15 protein-coding genes are annotated in these 17,745 nt (G+C 70.4%); all 15 read left to right on the top strand.

The window, feature by feature from the left end; genetic code table 11:
- Positions 1–8 precede the first annotated feature (8 nt).
- The 15 genes from nusA to purB all read left to right on the top strand — a co-directional run bounded on the left by nusA (position 9) and on the right by purB (position 17,738).
- Positions 9–1,697 carry a transcription termination factor NusA gene (gene nusA, locus D187_RS10705; protein WP_002625010.1) on the top strand — a complete coding sequence of 563 codons (1,689 nt, stop codon included), beginning with the start codon at positions 9–11 and terminating at the stop codon, positions 1,695–1,697.
- 28 nt (positions 1,698–1,725) lie between these two features.
- Positions 1,726–2,079 (top strand): YlxR family protein, encoded by a 354-nt coding sequence (locus D187_RS52105; RefSeq protein ID WP_306413566.1) that lies wholly within the window; start codon positions 1,726–1,728, stop codon positions 2,077–2,079.
- 71 nt (positions 2,080–2,150) lie between these two features.
- Positions 2,151–5,471 (top strand): translation initiation factor IF-2, encoded by a 3,321-nt coding sequence (infB, locus tag D187_RS10700; protein ID WP_020917951.1) that lies wholly within the window; start codon positions 2,151–2,153, stop codon positions 5,469–5,471.
- 91 nt (positions 5,472–5,562) lie between these two features.
- Positions 5,563–6,162, top strand: coding sequence for a DUF503 domain-containing protein (locus D187_RS10695; protein WP_002632492.1), 600 nt, complete (start codon positions 5,563–5,565; stop codon positions 6,160–6,162).
- Positions 6,159–6,518, top strand: coding sequence for a 30S ribosome-binding factor RbfA (gene rbfA / locus D187_RS10690; protein WP_002632491.1), 360 nt, complete (start codon positions 6,159–6,161; stop codon positions 6,516–6,518). The genes D187_RS10695 and rbfA overlap by 4 nt, the downstream gene beginning before the upstream one ends.
- 6 nt (positions 6,519–6,524) lie before the next feature.
- Entirely contained in the window at positions 6,525–7,394 is an 870-nt protein-coding gene (gene truB, locus D187_RS10685; RefSeq protein WP_002632490.1) for a tRNA pseudouridine(55) synthase TruB, read from the top strand.
- A gap of 1 nt (position 7,395) precedes the next feature.
- Positions 7,396–7,716 (top strand): ubiquitin family protein, encoded by a 321-nt coding sequence (locus tag D187_RS10680; RefSeq protein WP_002632489.1) that lies wholly within the window; start codon positions 7,396–7,398, stop codon positions 7,714–7,716.
- A gap of 134 nt (positions 7,717–7,850) precedes the next feature.
- Positions 7,851–8,123 (top strand): 30S ribosomal protein S15, encoded by a 273-nt coding sequence (rpsO, locus tag D187_RS10675; protein WP_002632487.1) that lies wholly within the window; start codon positions 7,851–7,853, stop codon positions 8,121–8,123.
- 357 nt (positions 8,124–8,480) lie between these two features.
- Complete coding sequence (pnp, locus tag D187_RS10670) at positions 8,481–10,661, top strand: polyribonucleotide nucleotidyltransferase (RefSeq protein WP_002632486.1); 2,181 nt, start codon at positions 8,481–8,483, stop codon at positions 10,659–10,661.
- A 170-nt stretch (positions 10,662–10,831) separates the two neighbouring features.
- Positions 10,832–11,566, top strand: a complete 735-nt coding sequence (locus D187_RS10665) for a hypothetical protein (protein WP_002632485.1) — start codon at positions 10,832–10,834, stop codon at positions 11,564–11,566.
- Between the two features lie 15 nt (positions 11,567–11,581).
- Positions 11,582–12,625 (top strand): M23 family metallopeptidase, encoded by a 1,044-nt coding sequence (locus D187_RS10660; RefSeq protein WP_020917950.1) that lies wholly within the window; start codon positions 11,582–11,584, stop codon positions 12,623–12,625.
- Positions 12,626–12,702: 77 nt separating this feature from the next.
- Positions 12,703–13,158 carry a dUTP diphosphatase gene (gene dut / locus D187_RS10655; protein ID WP_020917949.1) on the top strand — a complete coding sequence of 152 codons (456 nt, stop codon included), beginning with the start codon at positions 12,703–12,705 and terminating at the stop codon, positions 13,156–13,158.
- Positions 13,159–13,270: 112 nt separating this feature from the next.
- The gene (locus D187_RS10650; RefSeq protein WP_020917948.1) at positions 13,271–15,478 is read left to right on the top strand and encodes a bifunctional serine/threonine-protein kinase/formylglycine-generating enzyme family protein; all 2,208 of its coding nucleotides are present in this window, start codon (positions 13,271–13,273) and stop codon (positions 15,476–15,478) included.
- Positions 15,478–16,428, top strand: coding sequence for an ABC transporter substrate-binding protein (locus D187_RS10645; protein WP_020917947.1), 951 nt, complete (start codon positions 15,478–15,480; stop codon positions 16,426–16,428). Before D187_RS10650 ends, D187_RS10645 begins: the two co-directional genes overlap by 1 nt.
- Positions 16,425–17,738 (top strand): adenylosuccinate lyase, encoded by a 1,314-nt coding sequence (gene purB / locus D187_RS10640; RefSeq protein WP_020917946.1) that lies wholly within the window; start codon positions 16,425–16,427, stop codon positions 17,736–17,738. Before D187_RS10645 ends, purB begins: the two co-directional genes overlap by 4 nt.
- Positions 17,739–17,745: the final 7 nt, after the last annotated feature.

Genomic DNA, 17,745 nt, shown 5'->3' with positions numbered 1-17,745 from the left:
AGAAGAAGATGCCCACGCCAGCCAATCCCACCATCAACCTCAACCTCGTCCTGGATCAGGTGGCCAAGGACAAGGGCATCGAGCGGAGCGTCCTGATCTCCACGCTCGAGGACGCGATGACGACCGCGGCCAAGAAGCACTTCGGCCAGGAGCGCAACCTCGAGGCCAAGTACGACGCCGAGAAGGGCGTGGTGGAGCTCTTCCAGGCCATCACCGTGGTGGAGACCATCACCGATCCCATCCAGGCGGTGAACCAGATTCCCCTCGACGAGGCCCACAAGAAGGGCATGGAAGTGGAGCCGGGCGACGAGCTCGTGTTCCAGATCTTCTACCGGGACGAGGACGCCGAGGAGGCCAAGGCCCAGGACAACCAGTACGGTGACATCCTGCGGCTCAAGACGTTCCGGCGCGGCTTCGGGCGCATCGCGGCCCAGACGGCCAAGCAGGTCATCCTGCAGCGCACCCGCGACGCCGAGCGCGAGAACGTCTTCAACGAGTACAAGGACCGCAAGAACGAGATCGTCACCGGCATCGCCCGGCGCTTCGAGCGCGGCAACATCATCGTGGACCTGGGCCGCGCCGAGGCGGTGCTGCCGGTGCGCGAGCAGGTGCCGCGCGAGACGTACCGCGCGGGCGACCGCGTCCAGGCGTACGTGCTCGACGTGCTGCGCGAGTCCAAGGGCCCGCAGATCGTCCTCAGCCGCGCCTCGGTCAACCTGCTCACCAAGCTCTTCGAGATGGAGGTGCCGGAAATCGCCGAGGGCATCGTGGTCATCGAGGCGGCGGCGCGCGAGCCGGGCGGCCGGGCGAAGATCGCCGTGTCCAGCCGCGACGCGGACGTGGACCCGGTGGGCGCGTGCGTGGGCATGAAGGGCAGCCGCGTGCAGGCGGTGGTGCAGGAGCTGCGCGGGGAGAAGATCGACATCGTCCCCTTCGACGAGGACCCCGCGCGCTTCGTGTGCTCGGCGCTCGCCCCCGCCGAGGTCAGCCGCGTCATCATCGACGAGGCCAACCACGCCATGGAGCTCATCGTGCCGGATGACCAGCTGTCGCTGGCCATCGGCCGCCGGGGCCAGAACGTGCGCCTGGCCGCGCAGCTCACCGGCTGGAAGCTGGACATCAACAGCGAGAGCCGCGTGCGCGAGATGCGCGAGTTCGCCAACCGCTCCCTGGGCGCGCTGCCCGGCGTCAACGAGATGCTGGTGGAGACGCTCTACGCCCACGGCTTCCGTCAGGCCAAGGACATCGCCGAGGCCAATGCGGAGGTGCTGTCGCAGATTCCGGGCGTGGATCCCTCGCGCGTGCCGGCCATGCAGGAGGAGGCGCGCAAGCAGATGGGGCTGGACGCCGCGGAGCTGTCCCGCATGGAGCGCGAGCGCGAGCAGGCCCGCCAGGCCGAGGCGCGCCGCCATCCGGACGAGCTCAGCCAGACCGAGCGCATGGCGCGCGTGCGCGGCATGGGCGAGAAGGCCATCGAGCAGCTGGTGTTGGCCGGCTACAAGTCGGTGGAGGACATCGCCAACGAGAAGGACCTGGCCCGGCTGGGGGACGTCCCGGGGGTGGGCATCAAGAAGGCGCGCCAGCTCAAGAGCGCGGCGGAGAACTACCTGGTGGAGGAAGCCCGGCTCCGGGCGGAACTCAACGCCGAGCGGGGCTCGTCCGCTTCCTCGCCCTCCGCCGAGCCGGCGGGCGCTTAGTTCGCGGTAATGTCGTAAGCTCGCTTGGATGGCTGAGGGGATGCGCCTGAAAGCCCGCTCCAGTACTAATAGTAGAGAAGAGTTGCCTGTAGGGGCCGGACCGGTGCGAAGCTGCATCGGTTGCGGCGCGAGGCGCAGCCAGGAGGAGCTCATCCGATTGGGGGTGGGGCCTGAAGGGGGGGTGGTGGTGGATGGGCGGAGGAAGCTCCCTGGACGCGGGGCTTATCTTTGTGGGGTGGGGTGCCTGGCGGCGGCGGTGAAGCGGAAGGCCTTCGGTAGGGCTTTCCGGGGAAAGGCGGGTCCGGTCGACCCGTCGCTCCTGGGACAGGCGCTGGAGTCGGTCCCGGGCCGGGGTGGAGCGACCGGAGGGAGTGGGCGTTAGCACCACTCACACACGTTTTTGGATTAGGGTGCTGCGCCTGGTAGCCGGCGGAGCAAAAGGCCAAGCAAGGTATGTCGAAGAAGCGAGTTCACGAGATTGCCAAGGAGCTCAAGGACCACGGGGTCGAGCTCGACAACAAAGAGGTCGTGACCGAGCTCGTCGCGCTCGGCTACGATGTCAAGAGCCACTCGTCCTCGCTCGAGGACGACCAGGCCACCTCCGCGGTGCAGCGGATCCTCGACAAGCGCAAGCCGAAGCAGGCCGCCGCGCCCGTGGCGGCCAAGGGCTTCGTGGTGCGCCGCAAGGCCCCGTCGAACGCGCCCTCCGCCGAGCAGGCCGACGAGGCACCCGCCTCCGCGGCTCCGACCGCTTCCGTCGACCTGCCGCGTGAGGTCACCGAGCCGGCCGCCACCGAGGCCGCCGCCGTGGTGGTCGCGCCTCCCGAGCCCCCTCGTGCCGAGGCTCCGCCCATCGCCGCGCCCGTGGCGGAGAGCCCGGCCGCTCCCGCCACGCCCGCTCCGGCCGTGACCACGCCGATGTCGGCCGCCCCCGAGGCACCCGCCCCGGTGGCCGCGCCGCCGCCTCCTCCTCCCGCAGCCGAGGCCCCCCGGGCCGAGGCCGCCGCCCCGGCTCCCGCCGAGGCTCCTCGCGCCGAGGCTCCCGCTCCCGCGGTGGCCGCGACGCCTCCCACCCCTGCTGCCCCTCAGCCTCCCGTCGCCGCCGCCGAGGCGCCTCGGGCGGTGGAGCCCCCTCGGGCTCCGACCTCCGCCCCAGCCGCCTCGCGGCCAGTATCCTCTTTCAAGGAGTCACCCCACTTGCCTACCCGCCCGCCGCCTTCGGCGGTTCCGCCCGCTGTCCGGACGCCTTCGCATCCCTCTTCTGGACCCCAGCGGTCCCCTTCGTCGGGTGGACCCGGCATGTCGGGCTCTGGCCGTCCGGGTGGACCCGGTGGTCAGGGGGGCCGTCCCGGCGGTCCCGGTGGTCAGGGTGGCCGTCCGGGTGGACCCGGTGGTCAGGGTGGCCGTCCGGGTGGACCCGGTGGTCAGGGTGGCCGTCCGGGTGGACCCAGCCAGTACCAGCGCGGTGGGCCGAGCCAGTACCAGCGCAGTGGCTCGTCCTCGGCGCCGGTGCGTCCTTCGTCTCCGGGCACTCCGGTGGGGGGCCAGGCGGCTCCTCCCGCGGGCGGGGCGACCGCGTCGCCGACCCACATGGTGGGCGGCGTGCCTCACCAGCAGGTCGGACAGGATCCGCGCTCGCTGCGTCCCACCGCCACCCAGGCCGTCGTCATCTCGCGCCCGCTCATCCAGGTGCGCCGGGTCACGCCCACCACGGGCTCGGCGGGCCGGCAGTACCCCATGGCGCCGGGCAAGAGCGCCATCGGTGAGAAGCGCGAGTACAAGGTCGTTCCGGACCACCTGGGCCGGGGCCGCGAGCTCGTCGACGTCTCCAAGAAGAAGGAGAACGAGAAGGCCGGCGGGCGTGGCAAGAAGGGCGCTCCGGGCACCGAGGGCGGCATCTCCAAGCAGGAGATGACGGACCTGGTGTGGGGCCGCGTCACCATCCCCGTCCGTGGCAAGAAGAAGAAGCCCACGAAGAAGGGCGCCAAGACGCAGATCACCCAGATGGCCGAGGAGAAGAAGGTCATCAAGATCCAGGAGGGCATCAGCGTGTCCGACCTGGGCCAGCGCATGGGTGTGCGCACCAACGAGCTCATCAAGAAGCTCATGGGCCTGGGCAAGATGGCCACGGCCAACCAGGTCATCGACGCGGAGACCACCGAGCTCATCGCCACCGACTACGGCTGGCGCGTAGAGAAGGCCGGCTTCGAGGTCGAGGACTTCCTGCCCGAGGTCCAGGTGCGCCCCGAGGACGAGCGTCCGCGTCCGCCGGTCGTCACCGTCATGGGCCACGTCGACCACGGCAAGACGAGCCTGCTCGACGCCATCCGCGCCGCCAACGTGGCGGCGGGCGAGGCCGGTGGCATCACCCAGCACATCGGTGCCTACTCGGTGAAGACGTCGCGCGGGGACATCACCTTCCTCGACACGCCGGGCCACGAGGCCTTCACGGCCATGCGCGCCCGCGGCGCCAACGTGACGGACATCGTGGTGCTGGTGGTGGCCGCCGATGACGGCGTGATGCCCCAGACGATCGAGTCCATCAAGCAGGCCAAGGCCGCCGAGGTGCCCATCGTCGTCGCCATCAACAAGATGGACGTGCCGGGCGCCAACCCGGACCGCGTGAAGAAGGACCTGGCCAACTACGAGCTCACTCCGGAAGAGTGGGGCGGCGAGACCATCATGGTCCCCGTGTCGGCCAAGCAGAAGATGGGCATCGACCTGCTCCTGGAGAACATCGCGCTGCAGGCCGAGGTGCTCGAGCTCACGAGCAACCCGTCCCGTCCGGCGGTGGGCGCCATCATCGAGGCCAAGCTGGAGAAGGGCCGCGGTCCCGTGGCCACCGTGCTGGTGCAGGAGGGCACGCTCAAGGTGGGCGACGCCGTCGTCACCGGCACCCACTTCGGCCGCGTGCGCGCCATGAACAACAGCCGGGGCGAGGCCGTGAAGGAAGTGCTCCCGGGCTACTCCGCGGAGGTCATCGGTCTGTCCGGTGTCCCCACCGCCGGTGAGGCGCTCAACGCCGTGGCGGACGAGAAGGCCGCCAAGGAGATCGCCACCCACCGCGCCATGAAGGGCCGCGAGGCGGAGCTGGGCAAGGCCAGCACCCGCGAGACGCTCGAGCAGCTCTTCGCCAAGACGAAGGCGGGCGGTGGTCCCAAGGAGCTGCGGCTCGTCATCAAGGCGGACGTGCAGGGCTCGGCCGAGGCCGTCAAGGAAGCGGTGCAGAAGCTGTCCACGCACAAGGTCCGGGTGGAGATCATCCACGCGGGTGTGGGCGCCATGACCGAGGGCGACGTGATGCGCGCGGCCGCCTCCAAGGGCATGGTGGTGGGCTTCAACGTGAAGCCCGAGTCCGGCACCGAGGCCGCCGCCAAGGCCCAGGAAGTGACGCTGGAGACCTACGGCATCATCTACGAGCTCATCGATGGTGTGCGTAAGTCCATGGAAGATCTCCTGGAGCCCATCCGCACCGAGCGCAAGCTGGGCCGTGCGGAGGTGCGCAACACCTTCAACGTGCCGAAGCTGGGCACCATCGCCGGCGCGGCGGTGCTCGATGGCGTCATGAAGCGTGGCGCCTTCATCCGCCTGCTGCGCGACAGCAAGCAGATGTACTCGGGGAAGATGGCCTCGCTGCGACGCTTCAAGGACGACGTGAAGGAAGTCGCCCAGGGCTTCGAGTGCGGTATCGGCATCGAGAACTACAGCGATCTCAAGCCCGGCGACATCATCGAGGCCTACGAGATCGAGGAGACGCGGCCGAGCCTGAGCTAGTCCCGCTCGGGGTCGCCGTTCTCCACCACCGGGATTTCTCCCGGTGGCCCGCCCTTCACGGCGCGGTCACCGGGACGAGGGGCGTTGAGTCATGTTCGTGGGTGTCGCGCGGTTGACCCTCCAGATTCCGGATAGTGGCTCCCTCAAGGCCAAACGACAGGTCCTCCGCCGGGTAACGGATCGCTTGAAGGCTCGCTTCAACGTGGCCGTGGCCGAGGTGGATGATCAGGATTTGTGGCAGAAGGCCACACTCGCGCTGGCGGTGGTGGGCAACGACCGCCGCCATGTCGACGAGCAGATGGAGAAGGTCATCCACTTCGTCGAGGAAATGTACGTCGCTCCGCTCATCTCCCGGCAGACGGAGATCATGGGCTTTGGCGACACGCTCTACACCCCCCCGCGCTCCACGCCCCCCGCACGGGACGCGGCGGCCGAGGAGGCGGAGAGCCCCGATGGGGATGAAGACGAGGCGGGGCCGGAGGCGGACCTGGAGGAACTCATCGCCGGCATGGGCCGGGGAGATCGTTCCATGGCCGAGGCCGAGGGCATGGTGGACTGGGAGCGTCGGCCCAACAAGCGGGAGGGCGGACAGCCGAGCATCCCCCCGGAACGGCGGGGCTCGCTGTCCGAGGACGAGGTCCGGGCGCGTGCCCGGAGCCTGCGCAATCCGAGGGAGTGGGAGAAGAAATGAGTACGAGCAATCGGCCGGAGCGCGTGGGCCAGGAGATCCAGGCAGCCATGGGGAGGATGCTCACCCGGGGCGAGCTGAAGGATCCGCGCATTGGCTACATCACCATCACCGGCGTCAAGGTGTCGCCGGACCTGAAGACCGCGCGCATCTACTACTCGATGATGGGCAGCGAGCAGGAGCGCAAGGAGACCCACAAGGGGCTCGAGGCGGCCAAGGGCTTCATCCGCCGGCAGATCACCGAGGCGGTGAACATGCGGGTGTCGCCCGAAGTATTCTTCACCTTCGACGAGTCGTTGGAGCGGGGTGACCGCATCGAGCGGCTGCTGCGCGAGGTGAAGGAGAAGGAAGGTGGGTAGTTGAGCATGGACGGCGTGCTGGTCATCGACAAGCCCAAGGGCCCCACGTCGTTCGACGTGGTTCGACAGGTGCGCGGTCTGCTCCGGGTGAAGAAGGTGGGCCACACCGGCACGCTGGACCCCATGGCGACCGGGGTGCTGCCCCTGTGTCTGGGGGAAGCCACCAAGGTGGCGGGCTTCATCACCGAGGGCGACAAGGCCTATGACGCCGTGGTGCGTCTGGGCGCGGAGACGGACACCCAGGACGCCGAGGGCAAGGTGGTCGCCGAGGCGCCCGTGCCGCCGCTCACCGCCTCGCTGCTCGAGGACGTGCTCGGCCGCTTCCGGGGCACCTTCGAGCAGGTGCCGCCCATGTATTCGGCGGTGAAGGTGGGCGGCAAGCGGCTGTACGAGCTGGCCCGCGCGGGCGAGGAGGTGGAGCGCGCCAGCCGTCAGGTGACGGTGTACGAGCTGGTGCTGCGCGACTTCAACGCCACCCAGCTCCACCTGTCCGTGCGCTGCTCCAAGGGCTTCTTCGTTCGCACGCTCGCCTATGACGTGGGCCGGGCGCTCGGCTGTGGGGCCCACCTGGAGGCGCTGCGGCGCACCGCGAGCGGGCCCTTCTCCCTCGCCCACGCGCTCCCCCTGGCGGACGTGCCCGCGCTGCTTCGCGAGCCCGAGGCCCTGGTGCGGCGCCTGTTGCCCGTGTCCGAGGCGCTCGTGGACCTGCCCGCGGTGCTGGTGAGCGCGGCGGACGCGGAGCGGGTGTCCCATGGCGTGCCCGTCGAGGCCCCCTCGCATCCGGGCCGGGTGCGCGTGGTGGGACCCTCGGGTGTGCTGCTCGCGGTGGCCGAGGTGGTCCGCGGCCGGCTGCGCTACCTGCGTGTGCTCGTCTAGCGTGGCCCGGCCGCTCGACGTCAACGTGGTGGTTCCTCCGCCCCTGCGCCCCCTCTTCGAGGGACGTCGCGAGGTGAGCCTCGGCGTGCCCGGAAACGCGGGCCTGGGCGACGTGCTCGAGACCCTGCTCTCGCTCTACCCCCGGCTGCGCCAGCACCTCGCCGGGGACAGGCCCGCCACCGGCGGCTCCTACGTGCACCTGGCCCTGGACTCCCATGCCCTCGAGGAGCTCGCCCTGGGGGGGACGGGACTGTCGACTGGACGGAGGCTCCACCTCTTCCTGTTGTCGCGTCCCCCTCCGAGCAGTCCCTCGGGCGCTTAAGGTTGACCGCTCATCCGGGCGACGCTTATAAGCGCCCGGTTTATTAGAAGCTGGAGACCCGGTCTGTACCCCTCCGCGGACCGTGGCGACCGCAGTACCTCACTCCGGAGCGGGAAGAGAAGCGAAGGAATCACATGTCGGCATTGCATCAGGACCGCAAGGCAGAGGTCGTCTCGAAGTACCGCACCCACGAGAGCGACACGGGCTCTCCCGAGGTGCAGGTGGCGCTGCTCTCCGAGCGCATCACCATGCTCACCGAGCACTTCAAGACGCACAAGAAGGACCACCACTCCCGCCGCGGTCTGCTCAAGCTCGTCGGTCAGCGCCGCCGCCTGCTCGACTACCTGCGCAGCAAGGACGCCAACCGCTACAAGAAGCTCATCGAGGGCCTCGGCATCCGCAAGTAGGCCTTGAAAAACCCGGGGCGCTGGCATGAGCCGGCGCCCCGAGTTGTTGTCAGCGCTCAAGAAGGACGGTGGAGACGAGACGGACGTTTTGGTTTTCGTTCGGACGGGCCGACCCCCGAAGTCGGGTGGGCCCGCGCGAGCAGGGATCAAAACTCCGGCGTATCCCTCCGGCGCTTCCGAAGGCGCCCCACCGCAGTACACAGTCGCGGTTGCCTGTCTGTGCCTGGTTCCAGGCCTGGCGACCGTATCCACCCCACCGGCCTCACAGCGAGGTGCGTGGTCCCCGGTCTTCGCTTCGCGAGGACGGGGCGCGCGCGGCTCGGGGGGCCACCAGACAGTCACAAGGCAAGACGGACTATGCACCTGAAGAAGAGCGTCAAGATTGGCGAAGCCGAGCTGAGCATCGAGACGGGCCACCTGGCCAAGCAGGCCGATGGCGCCGTGGTGGTTCGCTATGGCGACACCATGCTGCTCGTCACCGCGGTGAGCGCGCGTGAGAAGAAGGACGTGGACTTCCTCCCGCTCACGGTGGAGTTCCAGGAGAAGCTGTACGCGGCCGGCCGCATCCCCGGCAGCTTCTTCAAGCGCGAGGGGCGCCTCACGGAGAAGGAGACGCTGGCCAGCCGCATCGTCGACCGCTCCATGCGTCCGCTCTTCCCCGAGGGCTACGCCTACGAGACCCAGGTCATCGCGAGCGTCATCTCCTCGGACCCCGAGCACGAGGCGGACGTGCACGGCATCACCGGCGCCTCGGCGGCGCTGTGGGTGTCGGACATCCCCTTCAACGGTCCCATCGCGGGCATCCGCGTGGGCCGCGTGGGCGGCAAGCTCGTCGCCAACCCCACCGCCAAGCAGCGTGAGCAGTCGGACATGGACATCGTCCTGGCCGTCAGCCGCGAGGCCATCGTCATGGTGGAGGGTGGCGCCGAGGAGGTGAGCGAGGCGGAGATGGTGGCCGCGCTCGAGTTCGGCAAGCAGTCCGCCCAGCCCGCGCTGGATCTCCAGGACGAGCTGCGCCGCACGCTCAACAAGACCGAGCGCTCCTACGACCGCGTCCCCGCGGTGTCCGAGGATCTCAAGGCCAAGGTGCGCGCGCTGGTCTGGGACGGCATCGTCCATGGCTACACCATCAAGGAGAAGCACGCGCGCTACGACGCGCTCTCCAAGGCCAAGAAGGAGGCCGTGGCGAAGCTCAAGGAGCAGCTCGCCGAGGGCTTCACCCCGCAGGTGGAGAAGCACGCCAAGCAGGTGGTGGAAGACCTGAAGTACGAGCACATGCGCACGCTCACCGTGGACGGCGGCCGCATCGGTGGCCGTGGACACGCCGAGGTGCGTACCATCTCCTGTGAGGTGGGCGTGCTCCCGCGCACCCACGGCAGCGCGCTCTTCACCCGCGGCGAGACGCAGGCGCTCGTCGTCACCACGCTGGGCACCACCGAGGACGAGCAGCGCCTGGAGCTGCTCAACGGCCAGTCCTTCAAGAAGTTCATGCTGCACTACAACTTCCCGCCCTTCAGTGTGAACGAGACCAAGCCCCTGCGCGGCCCCGGCCGTCGCGAGGTCGGCCATGGCGCCCTGGCCGAGCGCGCCCTGCGCAACATGATGCCCGCGAGCGATCGCTTCCCGTACACCATCCGCCTCGTGTCGGAGATCCTCGAGTCCAACGGCTCGTCCTCCATGGCCTCCGTGTGCGGCGGCACCCTGGCGCTCATGGACGCGGGCGTGCCCGTCAAGGCGCCCGTGGCCGGCATCGCCATGGGTCTGGTGAAGGAGGGCGACAAGGTCGCCATCCTCTCGGACATCCTCGGTGACGAGGATCACCTGGGCGACATGGACTTCAAGGTGTGCGGCACCGCCCAGGGCATCACCTCCATCCAGATGGACATCAAGATCACCGGTCTCACCACGGAGATCATGAGCCGCGCGCTGGAGCAGGCGCGTCAGGGCCGTCTGCACATCCTCGGCGAGATGCTCAAGACGATGGCCGAGCCGCGCAAGGAGATCAGCGCCTACGCGCCTCGCATCACCACCCTGCAGATCCGCCCCGAGTTCATCAAGAACGTCATCGGGCCGGGCGGCAAGGTCATCAAGGACATCATCGCCCGCACCGGTACCGTCATCAACATCGACGACTCGGGCCGCGTGGACATCGCCAGCTCCAACGTGGACTCGGTCAAGTCGGCCATCGCGATGATCCAGGCGCTCACGCGCGAGGCGGAGATCGGCAAGATCTACACGGGCACGGTGCGCAAGATCGCCGAGTTCGGCGCCTTCGTGGAGCTGTTCCCCGGCACCGACGGCCTCATCCACATCTCCGAGCTGTCCGACAAGCGCGTCAAGGCCGTCTCGGACATCCTCAAGGAGGGCGACGAGGTGCTCGTGAAGGTCGTGAGCATCGACAAGACGGGCAAGATCCGCCTGTCGCGCAAGGAGGCCATGGCCGAGCGCGCCGCCGCCCAGCAGGGCAGCGTCCCCGCCGCTCCCGTCGAGGCCGCTGCCTCCACCACCGAGGCCACTCAGCCCGGCGCCAAGGCCTGAGCCGGTGTGACTCCTCCGCCCCGCGTCCACCGCGGGGTGGCGTGAGGTGACAGACGCCCTCTCTCCGCTCCGGCGGGGGAGGGCGTCTTGTTTTGCGGGCGCCGTTGGTGGGACAAACCTTTCGGCGGGGCTGGTGCGTTGATGCGTGGGCCCCTCGTCCGGAGCGTCCTGTGTCCCAGGTCTCGTTGACCGCGTTCTCACGCTTCCTCGGCCTCTTCCGGTGGGCCTTCATGCCGCTGGGCCTGCTGGCGCTCATCGCCGTGGGCGTCCACGCGGCGGCGGATACGCTCGATGATCGGCTGCTGACCCTGGTGGATGGGTTCGATGCCGCGTTCGATCAGCTCGTCAGCCGCCATCCCCTCACCGAGCCCCTCGTGGACCTGCTCTCCCTGGAGCGCCGCACGCTGCTCGCGCGCGTCCTCGCCCTCGTCTGGGAGCTCTCCGCGGACGGGGTGCTCGCGCTGCCCGCGCTCGGCTACCGCGAGGGACCTTCCGCCTCGACGGGGGACACGTGGCGCGGGGTGCTCCGGCGCTGCCTGCGCGCCCCCACCACCCTGCGGTGGAGCCGCCCCCTGGCCACCGCGCTCGTCGTCGGGGCCGGTGCCTGCGTCGTGGCACGGCTCGTCCAGGGGACCGTGTACCTCTCGTGGCGCGAGCTGCTGGGCGAGCCGGTGGCGGATGGGGTCGCCCGGCTCCTCGCGCTCGCGGCGCTCGGGGGGCTGCTGTGGCGGTTGGGCGCGCGCGCGGTGCTCCGCAACCTCCAGCACGCCGACGCGGCCTCCGCGGAACATGCGCGTGGCTTCCTTCGCGCCCTCTGCCATGGGCTGCCCGGCTCCGCGGTGGTGGTGCCCCTGGCGATCGCCGCCGCCCTCGACGCCACACCCTTGCACTCCTTCCTGCGCTGAGGAGCGGCCCCGCCCATGTTCTCGCGCCCCACCCGCGGCCTGCTCGACTTCTCCCTGGCCGTCCTCTGTCTATGGACCGCCTGGCACCACACGCCCGCGGGTGCCCTCGTCCGGCGTGGCACGGCCTGGGCGCTCGGCCGCTCGAGCACCGCCCGGCCCCTGCTCTCCTACTACGAGGGCACGGGAGGCGCCGTGGTGCCCCGGTTTCCTCCCGGCTCCCCGGCCAGTCCCCTGCCGCCCCTCGTGGGCGCTGCTCCCGTGCTCGTCTCCGGGGCTCCTCCGCTCGCCCAGGGCACCTTCCTCGCGCTCAAGGGCCTTGCCGCCGAGGCCCGCGCGCCCGTCCATGCGCTCGCGGGTGAGCTGGGGCTCGCTCCCGGCGCGCTGCTGGATGAGGCCAAGGGTCCCGAGGCCGCCCGGCGGTTGCTCGAGGCCCTGGCCCCGGAGTTCCCCGAGGAGGAGGTTCGTCTCGCCGCCCTCTTCGCGGGCCCCATCCCCACCCGCTACGCGCTGGCGCGGGTGACGGCCGAGGGCGGCACGCCGAGCCTGGAACACCTCGCCCGGCACTGGCCCTCGGGGCTCGAGGCGGCCACGGGGGCCGCGGCCCAGGCGCTCGCGCTCGCCACGGCGTTCGGGCTCGCCTGGCCCGTGCCCGAGCACACTCCCGTCTCCAGTCCCTTCGGCTATCGCCTCCACCCCGTGCTGGGCACGCGCAAGCTGCACACGGGGGTGGACCTCGTCGTGCGCGAGGGCTCCGAGGTGCTCGCGGTGGCCGAGGGCAGGGTGCGCCGCGCGAGCGAGGACGCCGTGAATGGCCGCGTGCTCATCATCGACCATGGGCGCGGGGTGACGACGGCCTACTGCCACAACTCGGAGCTGCTGGTGCGTCCGGGGGAGCGGGTGGCGCGTGGCGCGCTCGTCGCCCGCTCGGGCAACACCGGACGCTCCACCGGGCCGCACCTGCACTATCAACTCGCCCTGTCCTCCCAGCCGGTGGATCCCCTGCGCTTTCGCACCCGCTCCCGACCGCCACCGCTCGCGGGGACGGCGGGCGAGCCCTGACGGCGCTCCCGCGCAAGTTCTCGTGCGCCCCGCTCCTGGAACTCGCTTGCTCGGGGGGGCGTGTTACAGCGTCGCCGATGACCTCGCCGATCGTCGTGCGGGTTCGCCGGGTGCGGACCCATCCGGAGCCCCTGCCCCTGCCTCGCTACGAGACGGCGCTCGCCGCCGGGATGGACCTGCGTGCGGACATCGAGGGCGAGTTGACGCTCGGGCCGCTCGAGCGGGCGGCCATTCCCACCGGCCTGGCCCTGGCGCTGCCTCCGGGGTTCGAGGCGCAGCTGCGGCCCCGCTCGGGACTCGCGCTGCGCCATGGCCTCACCCTGTTGAACTCGCCCGGCACGGTGGACGCGGACTACCGGGGGGAGGTGCAGGTGGTGCTGGTGAACCTCTCCTCGCACCCCTTCACCGTGAAGCGAGGCGAGCGCATCGCGCAGCTCGTGGTGGCGCCCGTGTCTCGCGTTTCTCTCGTGGAATGGGAAGTCTTGGACTCCACCGAGCGCGGTGCGGGCGGCTTCGGCTCCACGGGCCGCTGACGGCGGCCTTCCTTGCTCCCCCTTGTCGCGGCGCGGTAAGAGATCTCCGGGTAAACCGGGAGGACCCCCCCTCTCCCCACCTGCCCTCCACCTCCCCCGGAGTTGAACCGTTTTGCTCTGTCAACGCTGCGGCAGCCCTGTCCCCGACAACAGCGCGTCCTGCACCACCTGTGGGCTGAAGCTCGCGGGGGCCTCGGCGGGAGCGGCTCCGCGTCGTCGCACGGCGACGGTGGAAGCCCCCTACAAGCCCGGTGACACCTTCGCCCGGCGCTACGCCATTCGCGAGGTGATCGGCCCGGGCCCGGTGGGCCATGTGTTCCGCGCGCAGGACCTGGAGATGGACGTCGAGGTCGCGCTCAAGATCATCAACCCCCGCCTGGTGCAGATGCAGGAGGAGCGCACCCAGTTCTCGCTCGCGCTGCGCGCGGGCAAGAAGCTCACCCATCCGCACCACATGCGCGTGTACGAAGAGGGCGAGGATCGCAACCGGCCCTTCTTCACCACGCAGCTGCTGGAGGAGGGCACGACGCTGCGGCGCAAGATCGAGCAGCGCGTGTCCCAGGGGCAGCGCTTCTCGCTCAAGGAGGTGGAGGCGCTGCTGGTGCAGCTCGCCGAGGCACTGGACAGCGCCCACCGCTACGGGCCGCACTCGGACCTCAAGCCGGAGAACATCTTCCTGCTGTCGGATCAGCTCAAGGTGACGGACTACGGTCTGGCCCTGGGCATCCCGCGCCTGCCCTACATCCAGGCCCAGAAGGCGTGGAAGGTGGGGTGCTACCTGGCTCCCGAGTACTTCGAGGGGGGAGAGCTGGACACGCGCATGGACCTCTATGCGCTGGGCATCATCGTGGGCGAGATGCTCACGGGGCAGACGCCCGAGGAGGGCGAGGTGTCCGAGCTGCTCGCCTACGAGGCCGATCTCCCCTCGGGCATCGAGGCCCTCTACCGGCGCGCCACCAACGCCAACCCGCTCGCGCGTCCGAAGTCCGCGGGCGAGTTCCTCTCCGACTTCACCGCGGCGCTCTCCTCGCGTCCGCGGCCGGCGGCGGTGCGGCCCGCCACGCAGGGGCCCGGCCGCTCCAAGGCCCGGCAACAGGTGCCCTTCAGCCTCACCGCCGAGCTGGCCACGGCGGCCCCGCGTCCCAACTCGCTACCCCCGCCCGTGCCCACCACGGAGCTGCCCGCGCTCGGGCCGCCCACCGTGCAGGTGCCGACCGTCGGCCACGGCCCCCCTCCCGATGCCGACGATGATGACACGGCGGTGGACGAGGTGCCGAAGGTCACGCAGGAGGCCCCTGTCTCGGAGCGCACCACGCTGGAGCTTCCCCAGGTGTCGGTGACCGAGGAGATCGTCCCGCCGGACGCCACCCAGAAGCTGGATTCCGAGGCCCTCGCGGCGCTCATGGACACGGACCGATCGCCCGTTGCGAGCGCGGCTCCCGCTCCGGCTCCGAAGGCCCGAGCGCAGCCCGTCGCGCGCGCCGAGCCCCGTCCCGCGGCGAAGGCCGCCGCCCCGTCGAGCCGGGCCGCCACGCGCACGGATCCCGTGATTCCCGCGGTCCGCCCCTCGCTGCTGTCCCGGCTGTGGATGCCGCTGCTGGCGGTGGGCGGACTGGGCCTGGGCGCGATGGCGGGCTACGGCCTGTTGAAGTGGCGTCAGGCGTCCCAGGCTCCCGCCGCGCCGGTGGCGGGTGCTCCCTCCGTCGCGGCTCCCCGGGAGGACGCCGCGGGGGCCGAGCCGCTGCTGCCCGCGAGCGAGTGCCCGAAGGGGATGCGCCGGGTGAGCGGGGGCACCTTCAAGATGGGCAAGGAGACGGCCGAGGAGGGGACCGCCGCCGAGCCGCTGCTCATGCCCCGGCAGGTGGCGACTTTCTGCATCGACGAGTTCGAGTTCCCCAACCAGGCGGGGGCCGTTCCCCGGGTGGGCGTGACGTGGGAGGAGGCGCGGGCCGAGTGCGGCAAGCTCGGCAAGCGCCTGTGCTCCGAGGACGAGTGGGAGAAGGCCTGCAAGGGGCCGGGCAGTCTGCGCTACCCCTACGGCGCCACCTTCGATGCCAAGGGGTGCAACACGCAGGGCAATGCCGGGGAGCCGGCCGCCTCGGGTTCGTTCGCCCGCTGCCGCTCGGGGTATGGGGTGGCGGACATGTCGGGCAACGTGGCGGAGTGGACGTCGTCGTCGATGGGAGGCGCCGATCGGGTGCAGAAGGGCGGGGCGTTCGATCGCCAGCAGCCCTCGGTGCGCTGCTCGGCGCGGATGAGCGCGGAACCCGACTCGGGCTCCGCGTCGGTGGGGTTTCGCTGTTGCAAGGGGGAGCCGTGATGAGCCGGTGGGCGGTGCTGCTGTGGTGGGCGTGTTGGGTGCTGCCCTGGGGGGCCGTCGCCGCGGAGCCGGCGCGTCCCCGGGCGGTGGTGGTGAAGTCCGCGGCGCTCGCGCCCTACGCCTCGGTGGTGGCGGGCTTTGGCGCCGAGGTGCGCGCCGAGGTGGTGGAGGTGACGCTGGAGGACAGTGCCCAGGCGGCCTCGCGCGCCTTCCAGCGCATCGCCGCGCAGAAGCCGGCGCTGGTGCTGGCCATCGGCCCGCTGGCGGCCAACACCGCGCGCCGCTCGCTGGGCAAGGACGTGCCCGTGCTCTTCGCCATGGTGCCCTACTACGAGAAGTATGGCCTGGAGGGGCCCAACCTCACCGGCATCGCGCTCACCAGCGACTTCCAACCCGAGCTGTCCGCCCTCAAGGCCGTGTCTCCCACGGTGAAGCGGGTGGGCATCCTGCATGACGCGCGCTTCTCCTCTGGCAGCCTGGCGGCGGCGCGCATCGCCGCGGAGCCGCTCGGCTTGTCCATCGTGCCCCTGGACACGGATGCCGAGTCCAAGGTGGAGAAGGTGCTCGCTGGCGCGAAGGACAAGGTGGACGCCCTGCTCATGGTGGCCGACAAGACGGTGGGCAACGCCTCCGTCGTGGAGCAGCTCATCGCCTTCGCTACCGCCCAGCGCCTGCCGCTGGTGGGCCTCACCCCGAGCCAGGTGCGCGAGGGCGCCACGCTGGCGCTCTCGCCCAGTCCCACCGCCATCGGCCAGCAGGCGGGGCGGCTGGCCAACCGCATCATCCACGAGAAGGTCGACCCGGGAGCGCTCGCCGTGGCACAACCCGAGGGACTGGACCTGGCCATCAACCTCTCCGCCGCCGGCAAGGTGCAGGGCTCCAAGAACGTGGTGCTGGACCTGCTGCGCTTCGCCGCCAGGAGAGACTTCCCCGTGAGGGTTTTCGAGTGATTCCCCGCTATAGCCGCAAGGAGATGTCTTCCCTCTGGACCGACGTGGCCCGTCTGCGCCGCTGGCGCGACGTGGAGCTCGCCGCGCTGGAGGGCATGGTGCAGGGTGGCATCGCGCCGCGCGAGGCGCTGGAGGACTGTCTGGCCCGCGCCGGTGACTTCACCGAGGCGGATGCCGCGCGCATCGAGGAGATCGAGCGCACCACCAAGCACGACGTCATCGCGTTCCTCACCTTCATGGAGGAGCGCATCGGGCCGAGCGCGCGCTGGCTGCACCTGGGGATGACGTCCTCGGACGTGCTGGACACGGCGCTGGGCATGTCGCTGCGTGACGCGGCCAATCTCATCCTCCAGGGGGTGGAGCGGGCCATGGGCGCGGTGGAGAAGCGCGCCTTCGAGCACGCGCGCACGGTGATGATGGGCCGCAGCCACGGCATCCACGCCGAGCCCATCACCTTCGGGCACAAGCTGGCCATCTGGTACGACGAGCTGCGCCGCGCGAGGACGCGCATCGAGCGGGCCCGGGACGTGGTGTCCGTGGGAATGATTTCGGGCGCGGTGGGCACGTTCGCGCACCTGCCGCCGTCGGTGGAGGTGTTCGCCTGCCAGAAGCTGGGCCTCACGCCCGCGCCGGCCTCCAGTCAGATCATCCAGAGAGACAGGCACGCCGAGTACTTCTCCGCGCTGGCGCTCCTGGGCTCGAGCCTGGAGAAGTTCGCGGTGGAGATCCGCCACCTGCAGCGCACCGAGGTGGGCGAGGCCGAGGAGCACTTCACCGCGGGCCAGAAGGGCTCGAGCGCGATGCCGCACAAGCGCAACCCCATCCTCTCGGAGAACCTGTCGGGACTGGCGCGGCTGCTACGCGGCTACGCGCTGAGCGCGCTGGAGGACGTGGCGCTCTGGCACGAGCGCGACATCTCCCACTCGTCGGTGGAGCGGGTGATCGCCCCGGATGCCACCATCGTGGCGGACTTCATGCTGCACCGCTTCTCCGGGCTGATGGAGAACCTGCGCGTCTATCCGGAGCGGATGCAGAAGAACCTGGAGCAGCTCGGCGGGGTGGTGAACTCCCAGCGCATCCTCCTGGAGCTGGCGCGCAAGGGCATGGACCGCCAGGCCGCCTACGTCGTCGTCCAGCGCAACGCCATGCGCATGTTCGAGCAGGGCGTGCCCTTCCGTCAGGCGCTGCTGCAGGACAAGGACTTGCTCGCGGTGATGACGCCGGCGGAGATCGAGGACTGCTTCTCGGCCGGCTATCACCTCAAGCACGTGGACGACATCTTCCAGCGCGTGTTCGGGCGCCGCGCATAAGAGGGCG

The organism is Cystobacter fuscus DSM 2262, assembly GCF_000335475.2.
Lineage (GTDB): Bacteria > Myxococcota > Myxococcia > Myxococcales > Myxococcaceae > Cystobacter > Cystobacter fuscus.
Note: the sequence above shows the minus strand (reverse complement) of the source record. Positions and strands in the feature narration are given on the sequence as shown.